The following is a 25253-nucleotide window of genomic DNA, read 5'->3' as shown; positions in this document are numbered from 1 at the left end:
TGACGGTGAATGCAAACCGTTGAATCATGGGCGATCGCTCTTAGGCTTTTATCGCTGCTCCCAAAAATTGGTAGAGTTAGTAAATCCCCCAACAGCTTTGTTTGCATTGTAGACAATGCCTATCTACAGAAAACGCTACGCGGACAATTGGGACGAAATATCGCTGGCTATCAAAGAAGCATCTCAGTGGCAATGTCGGCACTGTGGGCAAAAATGTTTACGTCTTGGCCAGAAACCAAAGGAACTGTCTCGTTCTGAATGGACAGTATTGACGCTCTCAGTACACCATGCTAATTTTACACCTGAAGACAACCGAATTGAGAACCTAATCCCGCTTTGCACTCCCTGCCACATTGCAGTTCACGGTAGAGCTAGGGGACGCTCAAATACATCACCTGGGCAGCTAGAATTGCCACTTTACTATGGATAACATGGATAACGATGTTGTAATTTTTCTTATCAGTGCTGGTCTGCTTATTATGTATTTGGTGTTCTCGGCATTAACTGAGATGGGAATAAAGCTACCTTGGAAGAAGTAGGGGGTGGAGCGTTAGGAGTGCGATCGCTGTTTTAATGATTCAGACCTAATAGAGAAATTTAATTCTTATGGTTGACAGCTAGATATCGCCTCTTGTAATAACTTAACATCTATATCCCACCACTTTTGTAAATCAATCAAAGCTGGATAAAGTCTTGTATCTCCCATTTCTTTGGCAGCTTCAACAGATAATCTACCCACGCATCCACTTTCAAGTTCGGCGATAAGTGGATTAATTACTCGCTCATCTTCTCTAATCGCTAAACCCAGTAATGCTTCTCCACGAATTTCAGCAATAGTATCATCTTCTCCTGTTTCTAAAATTAGACGTTGAAATAAAGCATCTCGAATTGCCGGCGTATTAGTCGTTATCTGCGAACCTAAATTAAAAATTGCCCAATTTCTAATATCTTCTTCATCATCGGCAGATAAATCAATTAATGCTTTAATTGCTAATTCGTCTTCTTGACCAGCCAAACCAAAAACTACACCCAAACGAACATCAGTATCGGGATGATTTTTAAGTTTGATTAAAGGCAAAACACATCTCGAATCATTTAAATGTCCGAAGGCAAACCCAATTGAAGCAAGAACATTACTGTTCTCTTCACTTGGTAATAGTTTTAACAGAATATCTCCACATTTTTGCGTATAAGTTCTTTGCGGTATTCCTAGTATTGCTAATATATCCACTCCTAAACTTCTTTGTTTTGAGCTTTGACTTTGACATAACCTCGATGCTGCTGCAAATTCCTCATCACTACCACGAGCGCGTAAAATCCATACCAGATCCCAATAAGAATCTTTGTCTTCTTCATCAGAAGCAAGTTGAATTATTTTTGTTGTACTTCTTGAATCATTTTTTAAATTTTGCCAATGGCTATCACTTAAATTCATATATAGCAATCGTGTAGGAGATAAAACCTATTAGTATCATAATGAAATTCTTTACTTGAACGGCGCACTTAAACAGCCATGTTCTAAGGTTCTGGCAATTTGGCATAACAACTCTGTAAATTGCAGTTTAAATGAGATATCAAGAGAACAGAAGAGCCACAAATCGCCAGTTGTTGACCCAACGCTGTAGAATAACTTCTCAGGCAACCCACAGCGCTCGGTCATCGCTTCTCTACGAGACGCTGCGCGAACGCTACATACAACTGGCTAGTAATGTACTAGAAAATAAATAGTAAATGTGGGATGGCTTACCCGACTGCCAAAGCAGAGCAACTACCGTCCTGATTTCCAAGTCCGTAGTTTGGTTAGTGCAGGTTTAGAAGGTGTGGACAAATTGAGTCGGTATTGGAACATTGGGACATAGGAACCATTACCCTCGCGGACGGTAACGAGAAAGGCTGTTTTATTGCGTGGGTCTTTGTCGATTTTATCGATGTAACCAGACTGTATTTTTGGGAGCATCCACTTTTGGAAGATATACAGGTTCTGGGAGAATATAACAACAGATAAAACAGTGTGGATGACTTACCATGAACCAGGATAAACAAGAAAGAATCAAAGCCTGTTTACAAGAATTGTCAACACTACTGTATGAAGAAGCAGATAAAAGTAAGCTGACAGACCTCGAAAGTATAGAAAAAACAGTTCGGAGTCAAATATTAGAACTAGTCAGTCCAGAAATAGCCCTTTTTTTATCGAACAAAAAACTGGAACAAAAGTAGGTAAAACCAGGAAAATTAAAAGCTTAGTGGGGGAACTGACTCTTAAAGCCAAACAGTTACAGAAACTGGGTTTGAAGCCAAGAACCCGGTTAAGTCCATTACTTCAAAAGTGTTGTTTAAGGCTGTCAGCTAACGAATCATACCAAAAAGCAGAAATTGAAGTTGAGGCATTGACAGGAGTCAAAGTGGGTCACTCAACGCAACAAAAATTAGTGCTGTCACAAGATTTTCAACTACCATTTGCAAAACAAGCAGTTTCAGAAGTCAGTGTAGATGGAGGAAAAGTCCGACTCAGAGGTAAACCGAAAGCAGGCTGTTACTGGCGAGACTATAAAACCGTTCGTCTGCAAGGGATTTACTATGGTGCGTTTTTTTGATGACAACCAATCATTAGTTGATTATGTCAATAGCCAACGTCTGGTTAACCCGTTAGTGTGCTTGGGGGATGGTCATGATGGCGTGTGGAATCTAGTCAAAGAGTTTGGTAAAACAGAAAATTTTGAGCGTTGGGAAATCTTGGATTGGTATCACCTCAAAGAAAATCTCTATAAAGTTGGTGGTTCTTTAAAACGGCTTAAAGCTGCTGAAACGCTGTTATGGCAAGGTCAGATAGAAGAAACTCAAGCTTTATTTCTTCATTGCCGAGGTAAACAAGCGAAGAACTTCATTGCTTATCTTGAAAAACATCGCTCTCGTCTTGTCAATTATGCCTATTACCAGGCTGAACAACTTTGTTCTATTGGTTCTGGCGCAGTTGAATCTGCTATTAAACAAATTGGTGCGAGGATTAAAATTTCTGGCGCACAGTGGAATGTTGATAGTGTTAATCACATCCTCTCTATTCGTTGTGCTTATCTCAATGGTTTATTAGCTATTTGAGTCTTTCTGCCAAAAGTGGATGCTCCCAGTGCTGATGTGGGGGACGCTCATCTAGTACATACAGAGCCAAGTGAGACTTTAGAAGAAGCTATTTCAGCACTCAAAGCTAATATAACAGAACTATTTCAAGCTTTTTCGGCAGGAAATTAGCAGAAATGAGCGAACACATACTACAAATTTCCTCTAAGAAAAATTACAGGGTATAGCGTGCAGAATGTGTTTAGTGATAGCTATCCTATTAGATAGGGTTTTAGCAAAATCAACAGGTGTCTAACAATCAATTAGAGCAATGTCAACTGTGTCAAAGACAGATGGAACATTTAACTATCCATCACTTAGTTCCGAGACAAAATACCAAACGCAAGAAACAAGATCCAAGTCCAACAGTAAATATTTGTTCTGCCTGCCATCGCCAAATTCATGCGTTGTTTGACAATAAGCTACTGGCTAGAGAACTAAATACTCTAGAAAAACTCAGTAACGAACCGCAAATGCAAAAATTCTTGGCGTGGGTAATAAAACAAGACCCTGGTAAGCGAATTGCAGTTCATCGCTAAACAATCACTTGTATTTCAATTTAGATACACTTTTAAATTTAGAGTAGTCAGCAAAACATTACTATGACTAACCCTCAACCTCCACTGCCACAACCCCAACTAGAGCCTGCGGGGATTACCTTTGACCAATATGAAGAATTTACACCAGAAAAGTTGGAACTGTGGAATGGATATCTGGGCTACGGTGGACAAAACCAACTAGGGTTTCATTTGGCTGTTTTAAGAAATATGGGACTACTCACAGCAATCCGTCACACAGAATTGTCATTGTGGATAGAAGCCCTAGACCATCATCTCAAAGAAAAACTAGAAACTGTCAGCGCTCAACCGGAAGTAGCCGAAGCAATGCTCAATCGACTGAATCAAGCAATGGAAGATTTGGCGGCAGTGGCAGAGTATTTAGAGGCATAGTAATATAAAATGTACTTTCGCTGACTAACTAATAATACTGACTGTAGGGTTTTAATAAGAATATTACACAGCAATTTGAATTAAGCTTGAATCCTCTTTCAAAACATCTATTTCAACTTCAGAAAGTAATTTAGGTGACATCTGTTGTAAGTCACGCATGGCAATTTCGGCATCATCAGCATTAAATTTATAATACTCAGTTAAACTGCCAATGGGATAATTGAATTTTTTATAGCGGTGTTTAAAATACAGTTCAATATTTCCACGATGCGCCCAACTACCTAGTACATTAATGGTAACAGTTTTGTAGTGATTAATTAAATCTTTTTCTACTTCTGCTACCCGCTTTATAACAGGTCTAGTGGTAACTCCTATTTTGTACAAAGTGCCTTTATTAGTTTGGATTTCTAAGAAATATAATGTACAAGACAATATCCGTTTAAGTTGAGTGCGATACAGTCTTACATCAGTGAGTCTGTATGCTAAATCTGGGGCGTTTTTATGCTTTGCGTGTTCAAAAGCTAACTCTATTTTCAGCAGTTTTTGAAGTAATAGCGGTTCTTGCACTTTGTTGAATAACGATAACTCTAGCGCTCCAATAGGAATTTTACCTAAATCACTAAATTCATAACTAAATGGTATTAAGTATATGTTTTTTTTCAACATTCCTGTTTTTATTAAACCAGGAGAAATTAAGTCAAAACTAATAGGATAATTTTTTGAGCCGTACTCCTGCCAAAGTAGTTTTAGTTGCTGCAAATCTTTGCCAGATAGCTGAATGTTGAAATTATCATAAAGTGGAAGAGTGGGGAAGTCTCTGTTAGCTACGGGGCGGCAGGTTTCTTCATTATGAGCAAAATGATGTTCTTTGACCTTGCCTTTTTTGGCAATTAAATCACCATTGCAATAAGGACACTTAAGTAAAGTCTTTCCCCGCGTGATATCTTCAATACACATTACTATCCCATTTTCATCTACCCCATATTTTAGCCACATTGCCACACCATCATTTAAAAGTTGAATTTGCTCTTACCAGTGTGCTTCAACTTTTCAAAAATGTGTCTATCTTTTGGGCTAATGTATTAATGATTTGAAGAATTTAGGGGCAATGGAGCCAAGCGATCGCTTTTCCTCTGTTGAAAACTCTATGCAGCTTTTTCCTCTTGATTCAACACTTGCAACCACTGAACCAGTCTTTGGCGTTGCGCCTTACTGACTTTGATGCTTGCCGAGCGTAGCGCCCTCCTGGGGAAGATTGCCCGTAAATCAGCCAGCATTTCTAGCGATTGGCAAGCCTCCAAACACTCGACAATGTGATCAATCGATTCAATAGTGAGCCATTCTGGAGTCGCTTCCAAGTCGCAAATCTGATACTTCATAAAAAGTGCAATTTATCGTTCGTTAGAGCGATCGCTTCTTAATTTTAGAGATGAAAGTGATTTGTGTAAATTACTACCAATAAAATTTCTTAGAGGAAAAATCATGGTGTATAACTGGTAGTATGCCAAAAATCCCCCAATGCGATTGCTGTCTCCTGTATGCCCACAACCCTTACCTCGTCTGTGCTATTCACCCAACGGGGGTAGACAGTAACAACTGCCTAGACTTTCGTGAAGACCCCAACGCCGAGCCGCTAGAACTGTGGGAGCCAGAAGGGGCCACTTATTACAATGGCGAGTTGATTTTGCAACCGCAACAGCGCTGGACACGGGAACAACAGCTAGAACTGATTGACTGGCATCCGATGTTTACAGGTAAATGTCCCCAGTGCGGTGCATCCTTTGACCGCGACTATACAGCAAGGGTGCATTGGGATTACCTAAACTCTGACTGCGGCTGGATGGATGATACTGTGTAGAAATGCGACACGATTTGACGATTTCTGACTATTGAGGAGCCTTTGGAGTTTGAGTTGGCGGATGTTTAATCTCTCCCTCGCTGTAACCCAGGTCATACATACTTGCCGATTGAGCATCTTGTTCAGGTGGCATTTTGGGTTTTCCAGCCCAGGCATCAGATTTTCCTAAGCTAAACCAATCTTCATCAGCCATCCCAGAACCGAGTGTGTTCTTTGTCGTTTTGTTCATATAAGTATCCCTATTTCTGTTAAGCGCGTCAGTTCTTTCTATAACTATTCCAGTGCGCTACAAAGAACCCTATTGCCATAATGACAATTCTCTTGGTGATAGATTACGTCTTCCACAAGTATGAAAGCTAAAAAATGCCCTTGCCAGATCCTTTCGGGAGCATCACAATTCGGTATTGCTACCTTTCCTATGTTGTAAAAATCTGAACACCTAGTATGATTTATCAGAGAATCAGCATTGTTTAGCTTGAAAATTTACAACTAAATGTATGAATAAACTAAAGGTATATTCTCTGACGTTTTTACTTTCAGTATTAGTATTTCCCAGTCGTGCTGTTGCTTTTGCTCCGCCACTTTCAACACAGGTTAAGGAAGTAGCGCAGTGGTTCACAGGTTTTTTTGATAATGCTCAACAAATGGCTTCTAACCCTACTACTACACCCATCACCATGTCTAACTGTAGTGTGCAACTAGACGATGGTAACTTATTCTCTAATTCACAAAATGTCTATTTAGAACAGCAAAGTACTGTTTTCGAGCGCATCAGGTTTTATTCTTTTAGTGAGGGAAATTCTGTAGTCAACCTCAGCATTCGTAGTTTTCTCAACAGTGGTATTTTACGTGGGCTATGTAATCAACCAGAACAACAGCGAATCATTAATATTAGCAATATAGCTACAACAAGTTGTAACCTCTCACTCACCTGGCAAGAGAATCGTTACATAGGCACTAATGCCCCAAATGGTTGCCCAACAAGTACTGGTGGCAAGGTAGTTTCCAACGTAACTTTCTTTAATAACGGTGTTAACTCGTTAGACCAAATTTTCACGGCCAATGGTAATTTGATTGTCAACACGCCAATTGAGTTTCGCAGAATTACCTCTATCCCCGAACCATCCTTTATCTTAGGAATTTTAGCTCTTGGCATCTGGGGGAATGCCATAGCATTTTTAGGCAAAGTAAAACACAAATCAACACGGTAGTGGGGCGATCGCTATTGTCCATAATTTCTTGTATAGTACAGAAATACTATAAAAATCTCACCCTATTACTTCTGGAGCAGTAAGTATCGAGTATAACCGACTATTGTTTTGGTCAACTTACCTTGCTTAAAGCACATAAGAGCAGGAATACGCCGAATGTATCGGAAGTTGTGTTGGATGTGATACCATCTGTTGAGAAATTTTAAATAGCATACCCCTTCCATGAATCAAGTTCGACTCCCCAAAGTTAGCGTCGCCGTGATTGGTTTGGTAGTTGCAAGTGTATTTCATACTACTCCTGTGCTGGGAGCTATTCTCACTAGACAAGAATTTTCCGGCGATTTTACCTTAGTCGATGCTACTACCCCATTCCTTACGAACTTTTTGCCAGAAGAGAGCGAATATTCGGGATTTGTGGTTTATTCAAAGGACGGGACTTTGAGCGATTGGGAGCTATCCGTCAACAATCTAGACCTGAATTTGAAGAGAGGCTCTAGTAATGGCAGTAACTTAACCCCGGATGTCGATTTTGAGCTTGATTCTGGGTTCAATTGGAGTTTAGTGATTGATTTTGGTATTGCTTTTGATGCTCCTAGATATACCTTAGAAAGAATCTCCGGCTCGCAAATTACCTTGACGGGTGAAGTGGGAAGGGCAGGAACATACATCTATCAAGATTCTGCTGCCAATATTACCCTGAGTTCTTCATCTATATCAGTACCCGAACCCAATTCCCTAGTAGGTATATTGTTTGGAGTTGGTGCAATTGCTTTCTCTAGAAAAGCTGGTGAGACGAAATCTGAAGCTTGAATTACTCAACTCTTTACCAAAGCTTTATTGATCTACACCGCAAAAAACCAATCGCACACCACACACTTACACCCCTGGGCAAAATTAACCCAGACCATCCAGTTTCCCAGATAGTCATTCCAAAACGGCTCACCATCAGCCACGCCAACAGCATCGCCGACTTTGGAAACAAGCGAGAGTATAGAACTGATCCGCGCTATCTAGCCCAAGGTGCATTTTCAGCTTCAGCCCGTTCCATCCTTGCAGGTTGGTATTTTAGACCTGGGTAACTGTTTCAGGAATTTTGTGTAATTGAATATCAGTGATGAATGTGAAATATTTATCGAAAAACCCGCTCGGTCTGAGTACAATCTGATTAGAGATAGACTTGCATGATTTTCCATGACCCCAGTAACTGATATTCGCACAAGAGCGATCAAACTGATTGAGCAGTTGTCAGAAGAGAGGTTAACTGCTGTAGTTCAATTATTAGAATTTTTGTCTGAACCTCCAGTGCGAGCTGCATCCAATCCGATTGAGGTAGCCCTGCTTGAAGTCATCGAACGTCGCCTGACTCCTGATGAGCAAAAACGATTAAAGGAATTACGCGCGCGTTGTGAGTGGGGCCAACTCACTGACATCGAACATGAAGAATTGCTCCAGTATGAGGATAGGCTAGAACAGTGGAGGGTAGAACGCCTGCAAGCTCTTATGGAGTTAGCAAAGCTAAGGAATATAGACTTGCTGACCTTGAATCTTCAATTTCTGTCGGAGTCTGAGTTATTCCATGCCACCTGAATTTGAACGAGTATCTGCTAGACTAAGACGGACAGTAGCCAACAGAGCCAAAAATTTTTGTGAATATTGCCGATGCCCAGAAGAATTTTCTCCTGACAGTTTCACAGTAGAACACATCAAACCCCGTCAGGCAGGTGGAAAAACTAGCGCAGAAAATTTAGCTTGGTCATGTTTTGGTTGTAATGGTCGAAAGTATACCAAAACCAGTCATTGTGATCCAGAAACCCAACAAGAGGTGGCGCTGTTTCATCCTCGTCAGCAGATGTGGTCAGAGCATTTTAGCTGGAACGATGATTTTACCCAGGTTATTGGTAAAACTTCCTGGGGTCGAGCAACAGTAGAAGCTCTGCAATTGAATCGAGTTGGAGTCGTTAACTTGCGTCGTCTTCTAACCTCGGCGGGTCTGCATCCACCGCCATAAGAATATCGGCGTTTTGACCTACACCACCACCAACCAATCGTACACCACAGACTTACACCCGTTGGCAAAGCTAACAGCCACCTGCCACTGCCCTAGATACCCATTCCAAAACGGCTCCCCATCAGCAACACCAACAGCCTCGCCAACTTGAGAGATAAGCTCAGTATAGAACCGACCAGCGTTTTCCAAACCCTGCTGCAACCTCAGTTTCACACCTTTCCAGCCAAGAGCAGCTTCATTTAATTGTTGGGGAGTATTAGGTGTGTCAGTCATTGGTGTTGTTAAATCTATATTATGAGTGACTGACACCGACTCACAAGAAAATGCTTCATCTCGATTAAGCCATTGCCCGAAAATTGAATCACGCTGGTCATCAGGCGCAACAAACTTATAGACACTCTCCCGTTTCTCCCTTGGCCCCAACCGCCCCACATAAGACAGCCGCAGATCAATCTTGTCTAATAATTTCTGTGCGATCGCTACAGGAGTCAGTTTTTCTGAAACACTCACATTCAAGTAATTCTTGATGACATAGCGATTCTCTACAGCTTTTGCTTTAAACTTCAGCATCTTCTCGTCACTGCCACGTAACTGAACATCTGGTGTAAGAAACTGCAACAGATTGAGATTTTCCAGTAACAACACAGCAGGTAATATCTGCCCCTTGTTAAAATCAGGTTTCCAAATAGCATTCTCTCCAGCTTCAGCTTGCGTCTTAGCACGTTTAGCATCACGTTTTGTGAGAAACTCCCGCCCCATAGTCAGATAGTAGTGCATCCGCAATTGAGGATACCAGCCGTCATCATCCTTCTCTACCAAATCAGGCGTAACATCAACTTCATAGCGACGGGACAATTCAGCTTTACGTTGTTGATGTCGTTCGGTCTTTGTTTTAGCACGTTTGTCTTGCAGCTTCTTGAGTTCGGTTTCAGACAGTTCCTCAGATTGGGCGATCGCCTGACATTCTGTAGCATACAATTCAACAGATGCGGCTTTAACGGACTCTATTACTGCCCCACCTTCATCATCATCAGCATCGGCTGCATCCCTAATAGTATAGCCATCCGCCACCAATCCCCGAAGTACAGACTCCCGATAGCAGCGCATCTCGACGTTGATCACACAAGCCCGTTTACCCCAAGTTTGTAATGATTCTGGCTGGAAATTCTGGTCAATAAAGCTGTAATCATCATTATCAGCAGCCGACAACAGGGCGATGTTAGCCTGAGTCGCAACGTGTTGACTCCTGAGCAATCCACCTACAGATGTAGAGCCATTGCCCACATTCCCCATACCCCACTCTCTCACCCAAATATGGCGGTCAACAGTCTCTCTGAGTCTGGCTAACATCTGCCGTACAGAATTAACAGGCTGCACTCCCTGAAATATCCCCCACACTGAATCAAAATGTCCCTTGATGTCAATCGACACGCCAGTTTCTAGACTTGGAGAGGCGATAACCAAATCGTACTGTGTGAGAATTTCGTTGAGGTGAGCGATACACCCGAAAGCTGGATGATTGGGTTCAGATACGGAATCACTATCAATTCTCAAAATTCGCAGGTGGGGGAATTTGCGCCGAAAGCGTTCTTCTAGAACCTGTGTTCCCCATTTAGACTTGGCTTTTTGAGCAGAACAACAGAGTAAATAATGCCCTCCTTTATTGATGGCTTTGTCCAGTGCGGCAATGAGATTCTTCGGGTTACTGCCAGAGTAGTTGTAACAATTGCCAGAATTGGGCTGATAATTATTTACGATCACAAACGGGTTAACCCGATATTCTCCCGCAAGAGTTAGAACGTACTTGACATCGGTATCTGACACGTCCGCAGAAGAGAAATAAATCTTCCCATGCTCACTACCCAAGACATTTTGGATCAGCTGCTTGAGGTTTTTAAGAATGGAAACCCGGCGCTTTTGTACTTCTGTCCCAGAGTTGAGTAGATGCCAGAAAACTTGATCGCACTCGTCAACGATCACAATATCATTAGTCCAGTCGTTGGGATTAAATCTAGCTTGGCTTTCTTGATGTAACGAATCTACACACACGCCATAGCCTAAGAAATCTTTGGTTTCGGAATGATACATTTCCGTGACATAGTTGACCCCGAAGCGATCGCACAAAGCTTCACCTAATTGAATACGATGAGTGATAATTAAGACCCGCCTTCCCTGGTCATGTGCTTTAGCGACTTCCTGAGACAGCCATTCGGTTTTACCAGTGCCTTTGGGAGCTTTGAGGACAATCAGTTTTTCGTCTTCGGGTACAATCAACTGACCGAGGAATCTTTGGTTAAGTGCGATGGATGGGGGATAGGTCAACAAAGTAAACAGCTTAATCTCCCACAGTTCCAATGTTTCGGCGGTGTTGTAGAGTGCGTGAAAAGCATCTTGTCCTTGGGCAACGACAAAATCATCAACACCTTTTTCTTGTCCTGGTAGGTCAATCACTCGCAGCTGACAACCTTCTGCAACCAGCAATCGCCCCATACGACTAATTGCAGTTCGCACTCGCTGGACGGTTTCGGGTTTAGTATCGTGGTCAAAGCAGATGTTGATTTGTCTGCCCTTTGTTGCGAAATGTTTCAAATCAGGGATGAGAGATGGTTTACCAATGGCAGTACCGTATTCATCAGAGGGATTGCGGTAACCAGCGTTAACACCGGGGATAGCGATCGCTGCATAACCAGCACTGAGTAAACAAGCAGCTTTCTTAGCTCCCTCTACGATCACGACTGGCACATTGTTTTTCCAAACCCAGTGCCAAAAGCCACCAGGATGTTGCAGGTCTTCTTCTGTAATAGGGATACCGCAACGATTCGAGACTTTTACCCAAATATGGCGACTTACTTGTAGGAAAAATGCGCGTGTTTGTTCCCTGTAAGGATGCTCATATTTAATGAACTTGTGGATTTTCTGTTTGTCGCGGCGGGGATGGTCTGGTTTGAAACAGCCCCACATCATTAAAATATAGTCAGCCAAGGGGTCAACACCACTGCACCACCAACCGCCGTGTTCAATGTGTTGGTATTTCTTCAAGTCCCTGTCCCGCAACCGTCCATCGTTGCGACGGGAGATTTTATCGCTGTACAAAAGGTAATCATAGGGTGTTGTGCCGACGAGCGATCGCACGTTTAGCGTGATGATGTCTTCGTCAACGCCACTACTGAGCCATTCTTTTAAGTGATGTGGTTCGAGATTCATAATTTCCTTCGATAGACGCACGGAAAAGTTAGCGGTATGTGGTCATACCGCTTTGAAATGCTGAAAAATAGACACTGGTTAAAAAACTAAATCCGAGTTAATAGTACATTTGAACTAAAGTAGGAATACTTTACACCATTCTGGAAAATTGGGTTAAAACTCATGCGATCGCAGCGCTGTTGATTTTTTCTAACTGGTTAATGTTTTCTTGAATGTTTGACATCGAATGGTTCTCCTGATGAGTGAGGGAATTTGAGAAGATCGCAGTTATGTGTGAAGTCAGTTGTTTCAGTTTTTGAAAAGAATGCGGAATTTTGTTGACAATCGTGAAGAATTAAACAACCTATTTTCCTCCTGCAATCGTGGCTCTTTTGTGTACGGTTGCTTTTTACTTTTTGACTAGCAAATGCAGCCATCTCGCCAATTCTTAAGTTTTGTAAAGATAAACTGTTACATTAACAAATGAATGCTGAAGCAATTGCCATTGACGAGCGATCGTTCTGTCCTGTACTAGGCGATCGCTTTATCTCTGGAATTACTAGAAAAAACCTCAATCAAAATACTTTCGGGATACAAGCCAACTCTGCCAAACCTGGGGTCATGAATGCGTTCGATTTCGATACCCTGTTTACGGCACAATGCGCTGGCTTTTCGTCCTTTAGCACCTGCTTCTTTGACTGAGATTTCCAACCCCTGTAAATTAGCAAAACCGACAATGCTGTATTTATGACCGCAGGGTGTGTTGAACCTGTCTTGTTCGATTTCGACATCTTTGAGTCGGCGCAAGATTTCGGCTTGCTGTGGTTGCTGTTGAATTAAACGTTGTTCAAGTTCGGCCATTTGTTGTGCAATTGCAGCGAGTAACTGGATTTGGGTCATAGATTGCTGCTGTACAGTTTCTTGGACTGTCATCACTTTCATCAGAGTTCGGTTGGCCCACAAGCGAAACTCAACAGATACCCACTGCGCCAAATCAATCACTATTTCTGGATGAACCCAAGTTCCTTGAGAATTGCCATAGCCATCAATTTCAATGATTAAAGACGATATCGGAATTCCGATGTCGTTTGAAAGTGCTATCCAATAAGCTTTTGTAGACTTTCTTTCTTTGTAATGTCCCCAAAATTTATTGTTGGCATGGCACATTTGCGTTGCATTCACATAACCTTTGGGAATGCTGTATTTATTTATCTCGACATCTTGAGGCATCTGGTTGATTTCAGAGTCTCGCCATAAATGTGTCAACATGATTAATTCTCCCGTTATTGTTCAAACTGTTGGTAATTGCTTAGACATTCACACGCACCAAATCTTCTTCTCGTACCAAAGAAAACCGATTGCTCGTGATAAGTGATTGTTCAAAAGTAGGTAATGCCAACTCGACCAAATAGAACCAAGACTTTTCGATTAGCTCAATCCCCAAAATCAACCTTTGCTTTGTGCCGTGATTGGGGAAACACAACAGCACACGTTCTCCCAAAACGAAAGCAGACTTTTTCACAGTTTTGGGTTGTATTTGACCAGTGCCGATAATCTGATGTTTTGTTGCATAAATGAAATCATTTTTGACTTCGATAACGTAATTCCAGCAGTCGCCATACCACTGCACCCCTAAGCAGTAGCCAAATGTTCTGTTGGTCTTGAGGTAAACTTTTTCTAATACATTGACTTCAACAGGTGGGATGTTTTGACCCCAGGGCGGCGATAAATACCAACATCTTTCTAAATCTGTGATTTGTTCTGTCATAATTTCTTACTCAACAAACAATTAATAATTGCGAATTGCGAATTGCGAATTGATTCATGTGGAGGGTTTTCTAGAAACTGTTTGAGATGCCCAATCTTCACCTGATAATGCTTGGAAGAACGATTATCAGCCTTGAGCCAACCTCTGTTGATCCACAACCGCACAGTAAACAAATTCAGCGAAAGAAAACTAGCAATTTGATGACAGGAGTAATTATTTGATTCAGTAAAATGTTTACTCATGTGTAACTTTCCTTTTCTTTGATTTAGAGGAAAAGAATCAAGAGCCAGAATTCAAAAATAGTCTGACTCATGAATCCTGAATTATTCATCAAGCTGCCCCAGTCCTGGCTGTTGTCAACTGCTGCATCCATCCCTGAATTGCTGCCAATTCATCAGCCCCACTAGCCAACGCATCAATCACCTGTTTTTGATATTCAGATTCGGCATCATTAGGATTCTCAAACTTGTCAGATGCCCAAGCTAAACACATTGTTTTTACCAAAGAATCAATCTTGCCGGAAGGAAGTAAGCTGGGGCGATCCACATCTTGAAACTGCAAATACTCACGGACTAAATCAAGCGGGTAATTTAACAAAGTCCGAATCTGTTTCACCCGGAAATCTTGAGGATGTGGTGGTTGTTCTGGTGTTAATGAAATAGATGAAGATATTCCACTCAATCTAGATTGAATTTCGGTAATGAGCGATGCCCAGTCAGAGTTTGGATTCCATTCCCTGCGGATTTTCACTTTAGTAGCTGCATCGTATAGTCTGCAAAATACTGTATTTTCTTCACCAGCAGTAACGGACATAATCACGGGTTTGGAAAAGTCGTAAACTTGTGAAGCTGCTAGTAAAAACGTCTTGGCAAAATTGGTTTCTATGCCAGTTCTGATGACGTAAAGTTCATCAGCTGCGAGAACTATATCTAACTTGATGTTGTCCTTGCCCTTGTATTCTTTTGTGGTTAGCCGCAGTTCTGAAATATAACCAGTTAACCCACGTTGTTGTACAGGGATAGTTTTATCTTTCTCAATATCGTAGTGATACCACAAGAAAGATTCACCGCTTGATTCACCATTTTTGACGTACAAGTAAATGGGTTCAGGTGGATTGCAAAGCCCTAGTTTAATTTCCGTCACAATATTTAACCTCTAGTGTAAAATAATCAGATTGCTGTCGTAAAATGTTAAGTCCATGAATACTAGCAGTCGCCCGAATTTTCAGTAATTGATTCGGGCGAGTTTCTTCTAATCAAAAGCCTTTGCAGTAGCAGGAGATTGTTGATTAGTTTCTAGCTCATCTTGGGAGCATCCACTTTTGGCAGAAAGACTCAAATAGCTAATAAACCATTGAGATAAGCACAACGAATAGAGAGGATGTGATTAACACTATCAACATTCCACTGTGCGCCAGAAATTTTAATCCTCGCACCAATTTGTTTAATAGCAGATTCAACTGCGCCAGAACCAATAGAACAAAGTTGTTCAGCCTGGTAATAGGCATAATTGACAATACGAGAGCGATGTTTTTCAAGATAAGCAATGAAGTTCTTCGCTTGTTTACCTCGGCAATGAAGAAATAAAGCTTGAGTTTCTTCTATCTGACCTTGCCATAACAGCGTTTCAGCAGCTTTAAGCCGTTTTAAAGAACCACCAACTTTATAGAGATTTTCTTTGAGGTGATACCAATCCAAGATTTCCCAACGCTCAAAATTTTCTGTTTTACCAAACTCTTTGACTAGATTCCACACGCCATCATGACCATCCCCCAAGCACACTAACGGGTTAACCAGACGTTGGCTATTGACATAATCAACTAATGATTGGTTGTCATCAAAAAACGCACCATAGTAAATCCCTTGCAGACGAACGGTTTTATAGTCTCGCCAGTAACAGCCTGCTTTCGGTTTACCTCTGAGTCGGACTTTTCCTCCATCTACACTGACTTCTGAAACTGCTTGTTTTGCAAATGGTAGTTGAAAATCTTGTGACAGCACTAATTTTTGTTGCGTTGAGTGACCCACTTTGACTCCTGTCAATGCCTCAACTTCAATTTCTGCTTTTTGGTATGATTCGTTAGCTGACAGCCTTAAACAACACTTTTGAAGTAATGGACTTAACCGGGTTCTTGGCTTCAAACCCAGTTTCTGTAACTGTTTGGCTTTAAGAGTCAGTTCCCCCACTAAGCTTTTAATTTTCCTGGTTTTACCTACTTTTGTTCCAGTTTTTTGTTCGATAAAAAAAGGGCTATTTCTGGACTGACTAGTTCTAATATTTGACTCCGAACTGTTTTTTCTATACTTTCGAGGTCTGTCAGCTTACTTTTATCTGCTTCTTCATACAGTAGTGTTGACAATTCTTGTAAACAGGCTTTGATTCTTTCTTGTTTATCCTGGTTCATGGTAAGTCATCCACACTGTTTTATCTGTTGTTATATTCTCCCAGAACCTGTATATCTTCCAAAAGTGGATGCTCCCGCTCATCTTTGAGATAAGACAGTGCAGTTTTAGCGTCACCAATGGTTAAATCTGAGTAATATTCCAATTTGAGCAAATCTGGATGTTGGGCAATTTGAGATAGTAGGTATTGAGTGACACTAACTAAATCAATTAGGTTGATTTCAGCCATAAAACTTTCTCCAGTGCTGATTATTTTTCTTCGATAAGTTGCAACACAAAACCACAGCCAGTGTTTTGCACTTTCACCAAATTTCTATCCAACAAATACTGAATAACCCCTCTAGAAAAGCCAATACTATGCAATGGTGCAGAGCCGCCACGACAACGGAGCGATTGCAACAAATTCGCAGCAGTCAAATCAGAGGCGTTTTCCTTGGCTTTAGCCATCACTTGAACCTCCCCTGATCACTGCTAATTGCTGTTGAAGTGCCGTGATTTGCTGCTGATGTTCTTCAACTTCCGCCTGCAACTGCGTCTGAAGTTCTGCCACAGAAAGCTGTTGGATTTGGTCGTCGAAGTAAGAGCGGACTTCTTCTGAGTTTTTGTCAGTCATCACTGTATAGCGCCAGCCTGTACCATACTCATGAGCTAATAAAGTATCGGCGGGGTAATATTGCAAGCCGATGATGATACCCTGCTTTGTCCGTTGCCCTAGTGCGAATCGAGGATAGTCCCAACCTTGGGAAATTGATATGGTGGGTTGCATAGTCGTATTGGTGGTATTTGATAATGTGATGAGAGGCACTCGCTTTGCTCCAATTCAAAATTAGTAATTCAAAATTCAAAATTATTTGTCAAACTCTGAAATTTTGAATTTTGAATTTTGCATTTTGAATTGAACTTGTTCTGGTCTACGCTGCGGCTAACTCCCGATACTCTGGCTCATACCTCAGTAACTTCTGCCATTGCATACTCGTCAGTTGGTCGAATGGAAGTTCTAGTAACTGCTCGTAATCCAAAGCTTCAGTAGAGGGTACAGTATCAACCATTGACAGCCAGTAAACAGCGTCCATCGCAGACTCGCAGGGTGCTTTTTCTAGGGATTCCTCGGCTCGGATAAACCACCATTGGCCATTTGTCCAGCCTACTTCGCCCAGCTTCTCGTCTCCTCTGTAGATTCCATCATTCAGCAATTCCAATCCCAGATTTTCGCACTCGTTGAAAATCTGCACCAGAATTTCGTTACCCGTACAAGAGGCAACGGGGCAGGGTGCAGGGTGCAGAGGAGAAAATTCCTCACCTTGTCTCCCTGCTCCCTGCTCCCCTGCTTCTTCCTGAACTGGTAAAGTTCCGCGAGAGTAGTGCCATTGGGTATCGTCGAAACACTTTTGCCACCAACTGCGACGGAAGACTTCGACATTGTTTACCATCACAACCCAGCGTTCGGTCACGAAGTCTGCATGATCGTAAATAATTCGAGCAACCAGTTTGTCACCTGCATAGATTTCATGCTCGTAGAAGTCGATTTCGCGCGATGTCAAGAATTCTGGTGCTACAGCCTGCGCTTGCCCTTTCATGTACTGCGCGAGTTCGTCTTGGGCTAAGGATTGCGCGTCAACTGGTTGCTGTGTATGTGCAATGTAAGTCATAATAGAATCTCCATTCAGTTGGATAAAAGGCGATCGCAAAGTTTTCCAGGCAGAGCGGTCGCCTTTGTTTTTAGGAACCAACGTTGTGGGGCAGCCACAACGCAATCATTGAAATTTGGCGTAGCCATTTCATCAAAATTTCAAGCTCAGGCATTTGAGCATGAATAAGACAAAGATAGATGGTTGCAGAAGCTAACCAGTGATGGCTTCTGTTTTTTAGTGGTGTCTTGATGGATATAGTTTTCAAGGTTCTGTAAGTGCCAGCTTATAGCTGTTAAGAGTGTTGAAAATAGATTTCCCTTTGCTCTTGTACCTTATAGTATATGCGGAAATACATACACTTGTCAACATAACTCATATGTTAATTGCTTATTTGCATATTTTGTATGCGATAGTACAAACATTGTGCTAACATGGCCTACAAGTACGATGGAGGAATGAATAAAAAGATGTATTGTCGATTAGCTGTTTTGATGGCAGAAAAAGATCCCCAGTTGTCCCAACGACAACTGGCAAGAGATACTGGCTTAGACGTGACTACTATTAATCGTTTGTTCACCAACAGTTTCAGTCGCGTGGATGTTAGTACAGTTGAAACCCTATGTAATTACTTTGATCGAACCGTCGGGGATCTTTTTGAAATGAGAGATCCACAAGATATTCCTCAAAGGCGTACCAAAAGGCAACTCTCATCTAGCAATGAAGAGGCGGCATGATCAGACACAACCAACCTTTAATACCTATTGTGTTTTCCTGTGGTTTTCTTAAATAACTCAACAATTCTACTTGTATCAAATGCTCAACTATTTTACTTTCTATTTATTTGGCTATTATCGTTGGCCAAACCTATTCTTCCTTAAATTTTCATAGATGAAGGCGATCGCCCGCCGGACAAGCATTGCGATCGCCTGCTCAATCTATTTACCACAAAGTGAGCTAAATATAATGCTGACACATTTTTGGTGTAACCCCAAGATCAGCATGAGTTTCACTTTGGTGATGTGTGCATGACTGTTTTTGTGCATTTACCGAATAGTGGGCAATCATCATGCTGACACTAGACCGCGAACAAGCATTAGTACCCAGCTATAGCATTCTTAACTCCAGCATCAAAGAAACCTTCACCACCCTCGACCGCTTCGAGTGGCAGGCTGTGGGCGAGATTCTTCAAATCCGAGATCAGGAACTTTACCTCAAAGCTGGCTATACCAGTTTTAAAGAATACTGCCAGCACGAACTATCAGCTTGGGGTGGTTTCCGACGAATTAACCAACTGCTGGGAGCTAAGAAAGTCATCGATACAGTTGGCGAACTAGGCGAACACATTAAAAATGAGCGCCAAGCCCGTCCGTTGCTGCGATTGGTTAAGGAACCAGAGAAACTAAAGGAAGCCGTAGCGATCGCAATACAAGAGAATCCCTCACCCAGTGAATCAGACTTTGCGGCGGCGGCACAAAAAGTAGTTCCCCGGCTCCCCCGACAAAAAGCACCATCTCAGGAACCAGTGCTTCCTAAATCCAACCAAATAAAAGTTACGTCACCATCTCACCCCAGATGTGGAGATGAGGGAATCATTGAGGCGGACGCACCAAACCCAACCCAGCAGATTGTAACTTTTAGTGATGGCGAGAAGTTGCTGGTAAATAATGCTGATTTGACTAACTTGAGTAATGATCCAATTGCGTCATTTACCACTGAGCGCAAATATCCTCCAGAATATGCCGAGGCGATCAGCGAAGCTGGGCGGAACGCCATCGCCCAAATGAAACAACAGCATCAGCAGGAATTGGAACGGCTGGAGCAAGAACTGAGGATTGGTCTACAGTCCCAAGCTAACGCTCTTGCCGAACAGCAGGTACAAGAACAACTGACCTCATTACAGCAGTTATTCCAGCAGCAGAAAGAGCAGAATATCCAACTACAGCAACGACTAGATGAGATGGAAGCATTGAGGCAGTTGGAGTTTGAGAACCAACAACTTAAGCAGCGTATTCAGGAGTTAGAGAACGCAGTACAAGAACATCCTGCCCAGCAGTGGGGTAATACTTTTACTAAGCAGGCAACTAAAGCACTAAATAAAGGAGTCAAGCAAGCTTTAGACAAAACTATTGATTTGCGCTCGCTTGCCGAGGAGCCACCCAAAGAAAATGCTCAAGAATGCTTACGGCTCATGGGTATCGCATTAAGTAATCTTGCCAGTGCTATGAATAACACCCAAGCAATGCAAGCTGCGGCGTTAATCTTGGGCAGCGAACCGACACCAAGCGCGATCGCTTACCGTGCCGAACAATTGCAACTACTACCGCAAGCAGTAAGCGATATTCGGGCAGTGTTATCCAAGCCTGGGTGTAGCTGGTGGGACTATTTAGAAGTAGCGCAAGAGTATGAGGTTATCAAAACCGACTACTGGGCGGAATTAACCACCCAAGAGACAGAACTAATCACCGCTTTGGAGAAAGCTGAATCCTCACTCGTTACGGAATCGTTGGTTCTTCAAGAAACCCTTGCCAATTCTGATTTTTCTTATAACGAACTGACTATTGGGCTTGGTTCTATCGTTGCCCACAATGACCCCTACTGTGCTTTATATATAGCAACCGGAGAAGTTATAGAAGACATGGGTGATGAGGTGTGGGTGGCTTGGGAGCATTGGAAAGACCGCCCGAAAAAGACTGACCGATATTTTAAGAACGAGTTACGGCTTTTGTAGGATTAGCGACTACTCAATAGTTTAAACAACGCAATGCAGCATGGCTCAACTGCTGCCGATATTGTCATGCTCAAAATTAGGAGAAAATATGGCTACAGCATTGAAAGCAATTAAAGGTGGTCAGCGAAATGGCGATCGCCAAAAATCCTCAGACGAAAAATCAATCAGACCCCACTGCAAAATATCGATAGAGGATATTAACTGGGTTCGTCAGCAAGCGCCCTGTGTGCAGCAGTTGTGGTTGGACTCGGTTGCAGCAGAACAGTTTGGTGGGGCTGCTCACAAGTTGGACACCAATCTCACCTATAAGTCAATGCAGAAAGCGGGTGCAGTATTGGCGGCTCAGGGTTTGTTCCAGTATGAGGAAGTGTTTGGCCGACTACCCTCTGGTAGACCTGGGCTAATTGGCTACCGTGTCCGTAACCTTCACGGTTATTACAATCGCTTTTACTGGGAATCGTTTATGTCCGAAGAAACTAATTCTTGTGACGAGAAAGCCGTCCAAGCCGAGGGGAAAATCAACCACGCCGAACCGAATCAAAAGCATCCCGGCGTGGAACAAATCCAACCTGATTTGGAACAATTCCAAAAGAATGGTCAAAAAAGTGAGGAATTGCAAGGCTTCCAGAAACCTAACAACGTTTCTAACAATTCCTTAACTACCTATCAACAACCAACTAAGGTTGTTGGTAAGGTAGTTAGGTCTTCCACGCAAAACGAAAACTTGCACTTTGATGAGACGGCGAGCGCATCCTTGGGGGATGCGTCGCCTCAGACCTTGGAAGGCGTGGAAGAAAAGAAAGAACAGTTACCTATGGTAACGGACTGTACGTCGCTGTCTCTCGTGGATTGTGTACCAAGTCAACCCGCTTCGTTGTTAAATGAGAAACAAGACTTGGGTGATGAGCCGGGAACCAGTCATGAAGGCCATATTTCCGCCGCGCCCGTTGCCTCTGGTTTTGAAAATTCTGTAACTCAAGGCGAGGAACCCACACAACAAGGTAAATCCACTCCGTTGCTGAATAAGAAACAAGACTTGGGTGATGAGACGATAATTACTAATGAAGTCGCTGTTTCCGCACCGTCCACCCCTGAGCCGGAAACACAACCTGACAAATGGTCGAGTGAGGTGATTGCTGAAAGGTCAAAAGTTAGACCTTGGCGCATGGAGAAACTTAAGATGGCGGGGTTACTCAAGGAAAACCCAGGTTTAGATTTTCTTATAGAGTGCTGGCAAGATGACCCAGCCTTGCAAATTGTGATTAAGGGGTTGGTGCGGAAGTGTCCGCAGTGGGGTTTTGTGGTTGTGGATGGGCAGTTGATTAAATGGGAGCGAGAGTAAGACAATCAGACGACAGTGCAAACGATGCCTTGAGCAATTACAGTAAAGCTTGTTACTGTATTACCGCCTGCCTCTAGTGTCTGGTGTATAACCGCAGGCTTGCAAACTTGTCATTAGTAATTGCTGTTATTGTGGCAGCAATGATAAACATCCCTATATAATGCAATGGTAAACTTTATAACCAGTATGAAATCAAAAAATGGCGCAAACTTGGACTCATGGAAGCGAGCAGAACGAAACCTGTCCAAAATGTAATTCTATTTATAGAGTAACCACTTTTCGTTTACCAACGAGAGATTCAGATTACTTTGATTGTCAGGTTTGTGGTGATAGGATACGGGAGTGGAATGATACAGAAGTCCCTAGTTTTACGCTTATTCAGCGCGGTCAGCATAAAGAATCAGAAAACAAATAATTTATTTTTTATGGCTCTCTCGTAGTATAACTTTCAGCCATTACATGGCTGCTAGTGACAGAAGATTTGCTCGGTTCGATACCTAAACCTAATAAATCCCTTAATACTTGGTCTTCCCTTAACTTCCTGCTCAATCAGTCTAGTAACTCTACCTGTAGAATGTACTGGATCACTTTGACTGTTCTACTGTTGCTTGCCCAGCCCGTATGTAATTGAAGGTAGTTATTGCTTAGGACATTTTACAGCAAGGATATTTTTTTACTTTTCCCTAAGTAGAGTTAGAATGTGGCATCGCTTATTGCTTTCAGCAAAAATGGCATTGTCTACTACTTCAAAACTAAACAATTATGATGGACTGGAGAAAACTACTGACACCTCAAAGACTAGGTAAGAGTGAACCAGAGGATATTCAGCATGGACGCACTTCTTTCTTAAGAGATTATGACCGTTTGGTGTTCTCTTCGCCTTTTCGCCGCCTTAAAGATAAGACGCAAGTTTTCTCATTATCTAAAAATGACTATATTCGTACTCGCCTTATCCATAGTCTAGAGGTTTCCTGCGTAGGTCGCTCTCTTGGTCGGATCGTAGGAAATGAGATTATCACAAGACACAAACTTGATAAATATGATTTCAATGCCTCAGATTTTGGTGAAATTGTGTCGGCAGCTTGCTTGGCTCATGATATAGGTAATCCTCCTTTTGGGCATTCAGGAGAAGATGCTATTCGTACAGCATTTCAATCCTGGTATGGCAGTTTTAAACAAACAGAAGAAAATTTTTTTGATGAAGCTCAGAAACAAGATTTTAATTTATTTGAAGGTAATGCACAAGGATTCCGTATTTTAACAAAATTAGAAATGCCACCTCAAAGAGGAGGAATGCAGCTTACTTGCCCAACTTTAGCAGCATTTACAAAATATCCTAGAGAATCTTTAATACCAGAATTTGTTTTTAATGGTTATAAGGGTAGAAGTATTAAAAAATATGGATTCTTTCAAGCAGAGAAAGATTTATTCACTGAAGTAGCCGAAACGGTAGGGCTAATTCGTCGTCATGAACAAGCAGCATGGTGGGCGCGGCATCCGCTTGCTTTTTTAGTTGAGGCAGCAGATGACATCTGTTATTCAATTGTTGATGTAGAAGATGGTCATCGCATGGGTTATATATCATTTGAAGATACTAAAAATTTACTTAATTTTATTGCTTGTATTGATATTCAACAGACAGATGATAGTAATGAAGAAAAAGTTAAAAGGATGCGTGCGAAAGCTATCAGTAAGCTTATCGACCAAGTAGTAAAGATTTTCTTAGATAATGAGTCAAAAATACTTACTGGAGAGTTTGATGAGGATATATTATCTTTAAGCGATTATAGAAATCACTTAGAAAAGATTAATAAGAAAACACGTAATGCTGTTTTTGAGCATCGTGATGTAGTTAGTATTCAGATTGCTGGATACGAAGTTTTAGGAAAAATCTTTACTGAGTTTGCTAACTCTATTTTAAGAGGATGTTTTAAAAGTCGAAACTAGTTAAAAATCATGCTAGTCGTCTGACCATAATACGAATCATGGCAATATAGATAAATGTCTCCGAGGTTTGAGGTAATTTTTCGTAATCCTTACTTAAACGCCGACACCAATTAAGCCACCCGAAAGTGCGCTCAACAACCCAGCGCTTTGGTAAATGGACAAAACCTTTTTTCTCCAATGGTCGAAGAACAATTTCAACAATCCAGCGAAACATATCCATCACCCAACGCATAAATTCTTCGCCGCGGTATCCTCCGTCCATCCAAATGGTGTTCAATCGTTTTACCTGATGACCAGTATCGTGAACTCGTTGGAGAACAAGTTTTGCACCTTCACGTTCTGGAAGGCTTGCAGATGTCACCAAAACCCGTAAAACTAAACCCAGTAAATCTACACTCAAATGGCGTTTACGCCCATGAATTTTTTTACCTGCATCGTAACCAACATCAATAGATATCATCGTTGCTGTTTCTACTGATTGGCTATCAACTGCCGCTTCTGATGGGCTAGGTTCACGCAGAGCGTCTACTCTTACCCACTGGTAGAGTTGGTCATGAACCTTCAACCATGTACCATCTTTACTCCATCTCCAGAAATAACCATAAACTGTTGACCACGCTGGAAAATCCCCAGGTAGACCTCGCCATGTACACCCCTCACACAGTACATAAAGAATCGCATTGACTACAGCAAATAATGCTATTTTTCGGGGACGACCACCAACTTTTGCTTCTGGGAAAAGGTTTGCAACTAGTTCCCACTGTTCCCATGACAGATTGCTACGGTATGCTTTACTCATTCGCTCACAAGGTGCTGGTTTCTACAAATCTCAGCATACGCCTTGTGAGCTTTCTTACAACACCCTCCCACTTTTAAAACATCCTCTAAGTAATGACAAAAAAATGCAATTAATTTATCATCTGCTTCCTAAAGAATATCATCCAAAAGATGAGAAAGATATTTACGAAAAAATCCTTAAAATTACAGACTATGTTTCTGGCATGACTGATTCTTACGCGACTAGCTTGTTTCAAGAACTAAGTGGCATTTCTTTAGGAACAAGTTAGCTCATATAATTAAGAAAACTATTCTCTGTAAATATCAGTAGTTC

General features: G+C 41.9%; 27 protein-coding genes and 3 pseudogenes. 15 read left to right on the top strand and 15 right to left on the bottom strand.

Annotated features, from left to right (window positions below; translation table 11 throughout):
- Positions 1-9 precede the first annotated feature (9 nt).
- Entirely contained in the window at positions 10-258 is a 249-nt protein-coding gene (locus tag FD725_RS30030; protein WP_179051808.1) for a hypothetical protein, read from the top strand.
- A 346-nt stretch (positions 259-604) separates the two neighbouring features.
- Here FD725_RS30030 and FD725_RS30025 read toward each other — a convergent pair whose 3' ends face one another.
- Positions 605-1435 (bottom strand): HEAT repeat domain-containing protein, encoded by an 831-nt coding sequence (locus FD725_RS30025; RefSeq protein WP_179051854.1) that lies wholly within the window; start codon positions 1433-1435, stop codon positions 605-607.
- Positions 1436-1768: 333 nt separating this feature from the next.
- Entirely contained in the window at positions 1769-1957 is a 189-nt protein-coding gene (locus FD725_RS30020; RefSeq protein ID WP_256872000.1) for a hypothetical protein, read from the bottom strand.
- A 68-nt stretch (positions 1958-2025) separates the two neighbouring features.
- On the opposite strand from FD725_RS30020, the pseudogene FD725_RS30015 reads away from it, so the two are divergent.
- The 3 genes and pseudogenes from FD725_RS30015 (at position 2026) to FD725_RS30005 (ending at position 4064) form a co-directional block, all read left to right on the top strand.
- Positions 2026-3096, top strand: a pseudogene (locus tag FD725_RS30015) (ISKra4 family transposase).
- A gap of 266 nt (positions 3097-3362) precedes the next feature.
- Positions 3363-3653, top strand: a complete 291-nt coding sequence (locus FD725_RS30010; protein WP_256871999.1) for an HNH endonuclease — start codon at positions 3363-3365, stop codon at positions 3651-3653.
- A gap of 63 nt (positions 3654-3716) precedes the next feature.
- Positions 3717-4064 (top strand): hypothetical protein, encoded by a 348-nt coding sequence (locus tag FD725_RS30005; protein ID WP_179051853.1) that lies wholly within the window; start codon positions 3717-3719, stop codon positions 4062-4064.
- Between the two features lie 63 nt (positions 4065-4127).
- On the opposite strand, the gene FD725_RS30000 is transcribed toward FD725_RS30005, so the two are convergent.
- Together FD725_RS30000 and FD725_RS29995 are read right to left on the bottom strand one after the other, a co-directional pair.
- Positions 4128-5060 (bottom strand): GIY-YIG nuclease family protein, encoded by a 933-nt coding sequence (locus tag FD725_RS30000; RefSeq protein WP_179051899.1) that lies wholly within the window; start codon positions 5058-5060, stop codon positions 4128-4130.
- Between the two features lie 149 nt (positions 5061-5209).
- Positions 5210-5443: a hypothetical protein gene (locus tag FD725_RS29995; protein ID WP_179051852.1), complete on the bottom strand. Its 234-nt coding sequence runs from the start codon at positions 5441-5443 to the stop codon at positions 5210-5212.
- Positions 5444-5565: 122 nt separating this feature from the next.
- Between FD725_RS29995 and FD725_RS29990 the strand changes: the two genes are divergently transcribed.
- Entirely contained in the window at positions 5566-5922 is a 357-nt protein-coding gene (locus FD725_RS29990; RefSeq protein ID WP_179051851.1) for a hypothetical protein, read from the top strand.
- Positions 5923-5950: 28 nt separating this feature from the next.
- Here FD725_RS29990 and FD725_RS29985 read toward each other — a convergent pair whose 3' ends face one another.
- Positions 5951-6151, bottom strand: coding sequence for a hypothetical protein (locus tag FD725_RS29985; protein WP_179051850.1), 201 nt, complete (start codon positions 6149-6151; stop codon positions 5951-5953).
- A 268-nt stretch (positions 6152-6419) separates the two neighbouring features.
- On the opposite strand from FD725_RS29985, the gene FD725_RS29980 reads away from it, so the two are divergent.
- The 5 genes from FD725_RS29980 to FD725_RS29960 all read left to right on the top strand — a co-directional run bounded on the left by FD725_RS29980 (position 6420) and on the right by FD725_RS29960 (position 9141).
- Positions 6420-7133 carry a chromophore lyase CpcT/CpeT gene (locus tag FD725_RS29980; protein ID WP_179051849.1) on the top strand — a complete coding sequence of 238 codons (714 nt, stop codon included), beginning with the start codon at positions 6420-6422 and terminating at the stop codon, positions 7131-7133.
- 222 nt (positions 7134-7355) lie between these two features.
- Positions 7356-7943 carry a PEP-CTERM sorting domain-containing protein gene (locus FD725_RS29975; protein WP_179051848.1) on the top strand — a complete coding sequence of 196 codons (588 nt, stop codon included), beginning with the start codon at positions 7356-7358 and terminating at the stop codon, positions 7941-7943.
- Positions 7940-8212: a hypothetical protein gene (locus FD725_RS29970; protein ID WP_179051847.1), complete on the top strand. Its 273-nt coding sequence runs from the start codon at positions 7940-7942 to the stop codon at positions 8210-8212. Before FD725_RS29975 ends, FD725_RS29970 begins: the two co-directional genes overlap by 4 nt.
- A 112-nt stretch (positions 8213-8324) precedes the next feature.
- Positions 8325-8720, top strand: a complete 396-nt coding sequence (locus tag FD725_RS29965) for a hypothetical protein (RefSeq protein ID WP_179051846.1) — start codon at positions 8325-8327, stop codon at positions 8718-8720.
- On the top strand, positions 8710-9141 hold the full coding sequence (locus tag FD725_RS29960) for an HNH endonuclease (protein ID WP_179051845.1): 432 nt from the start codon (positions 8710-8712) through the stop codon (positions 9139-9141). Before FD725_RS29965 ends, FD725_RS29960 begins: the two co-directional genes overlap by 11 nt.
- A gap of 18 nt (positions 9142-9159) precedes the next feature.
- Here the strand turns inward: FD725_RS29960 and FD725_RS29955 are convergent, their stop codons facing one another.
- The 9 genes from FD725_RS29955 to FD725_RS29915 all read right to left on the bottom strand — a co-directional run bounded on the left by FD725_RS29955 (position 9160) and on the right by FD725_RS29915 (position 18224).
- Entirely contained in the window at positions 9160-12345 is a 3186-nt protein-coding gene (locus tag FD725_RS29955; RefSeq protein WP_256871998.1) for a plasmid replication protein, CyRepA1 family, read from the bottom strand.
- Between the two features lie 510 nt (positions 12346-12855).
- Entirely contained in the window at positions 12856-13593 is a 738-nt protein-coding gene (locus tag FD725_RS29950) for a KilA-N domain-containing protein (RefSeq protein ID WP_179051844.1), read from the bottom strand.
- Positions 13594-13633: 40 nt separating this feature from the next.
- Positions 13634-14092: a DUF1392 domain-containing protein gene (locus FD725_RS29945; RefSeq protein ID WP_179051843.1), complete on the bottom strand. Its 459-nt coding sequence runs from the start codon at positions 14090-14092 to the stop codon at positions 13634-13636.
- Between the two features lie 330 nt (positions 14093-14422).
- The gene (locus FD725_RS29940; protein WP_179051898.1) at positions 14423-15238 is read right to left on the bottom strand and encodes a hypothetical protein; all 816 of its coding nucleotides are present in this window, start codon (positions 15236-15238) and stop codon (positions 14423-14425) included.
- A 188-nt stretch (positions 15239-15426) separates the two neighbouring features.
- A protein-coding gene (locus FD725_RS29935) for an ISKra4 family transposase (RefSeq protein WP_179051842.1) occupies positions 15427-16496 on the bottom strand; the annotation gives its coding sequence in 2 pieces (ribosomal slippage) (positions 15427-16340 and positions 16340-16496; 1071 coding nt in all).
- A 20-nt stretch (positions 16497-16516) separates the two neighbouring features.
- Positions 16517-16723, bottom strand: a complete 207-nt coding sequence (locus tag FD725_RS29930) for a hypothetical protein (protein ID WP_179051841.1) — start codon at positions 16721-16723, stop codon at positions 16517-16519.
- A gap of 20 nt (positions 16724-16743) precedes the next feature.
- A complete protein-coding gene (locus FD725_RS29925; RefSeq protein WP_179051840.1) occupies positions 16744-16941 on the bottom strand; it encodes a hypothetical protein in 198 nt (65 codons plus the stop codon).
- Entirely contained in the window at positions 16934-17299 is a 366-nt protein-coding gene (locus FD725_RS29920) for a hypothetical protein (protein WP_306296910.1), read from the bottom strand. Before FD725_RS29920 ends, FD725_RS29925 begins: the two co-directional genes overlap by 8 nt.
- A 106-nt stretch (positions 17300-17405) precedes the next feature.
- Positions 17406-18224 (bottom strand): hypothetical protein, encoded by an 819-nt coding sequence (locus FD725_RS29915; protein ID WP_256871997.1) that lies wholly within the window; start codon positions 18222-18224, stop codon positions 17406-17408.
- 356 nt (positions 18225-18580) lie between these two features.
- Here FD725_RS29915 and FD725_RS29910 point away from each other — a divergent pair, with 356 nt between their 5' ends.
- The 4 genes and pseudogenes from FD725_RS29910 to dgt all read left to right on the top strand — a co-directional run.
- Complete coding sequence (locus tag FD725_RS29910) at positions 18581-18859, top strand: helix-turn-helix transcriptional regulator (protein ID WP_306296909.1); 279 nt, start codon at positions 18581-18583, stop codon at positions 18857-18859.
- A 332-nt stretch (positions 18860-19191) separates the two neighbouring features.
- Positions 19192-20853: a hypothetical protein gene (locus FD725_RS29905; protein WP_179051839.1), complete on the top strand. Its 1662-nt coding sequence runs from the start codon at positions 19192-19194 to the stop codon at positions 20851-20853.
- An 88-nt stretch (positions 20854-20941) separates the two neighbouring features.
- Positions 20942-22195, top strand: coding sequence for a hypothetical protein (locus FD725_RS29900; protein ID WP_179051838.1), 1254 nt, complete (start codon positions 20942-20944; stop codon positions 22193-22195).
- 765 nt (positions 22196-22960) lie between these two features.
- Positions 22961-24115, top strand: a pseudogene (gene dgt, locus FD725_RS29895) (dGTP triphosphohydrolase); the annotation flags it as partial.
- 34 nt (positions 24116-24149) lie between these two features.
- On the opposite strand, the gene FD725_RS29890 reads toward dgt, so the two are convergent.
- Positions 24150-24941, bottom strand: a complete 792-nt coding sequence (locus FD725_RS29890) for an IS5 family transposase (RefSeq protein WP_179051837.1) — start codon at positions 24939-24941, stop codon at positions 24150-24152.
- 85 nt (positions 24942-25026) lie between these two features.
- Between FD725_RS29890 and FD725_RS33225 the strand changes: the two are divergent.
- Positions 25027-25209 (top strand): annotated as a pseudogene (locus FD725_RS33225) (deoxyguanosinetriphosphate triphosphohydrolase); the annotation flags it as partial.
- Positions 25210-25253: the final 44 nt, after the last annotated feature.

The sequence above is a fragment of the Nostoc sp. TCL26-01 genome, assembly GCF_013393945.1.
Lineage (GTDB): Bacteria > Cyanobacteriota > Cyanobacteriia > Cyanobacteriales > Nostocaceae > Trichormus.
This window is presented reverse-complemented; position numbering and strand designations above follow the sequence as displayed.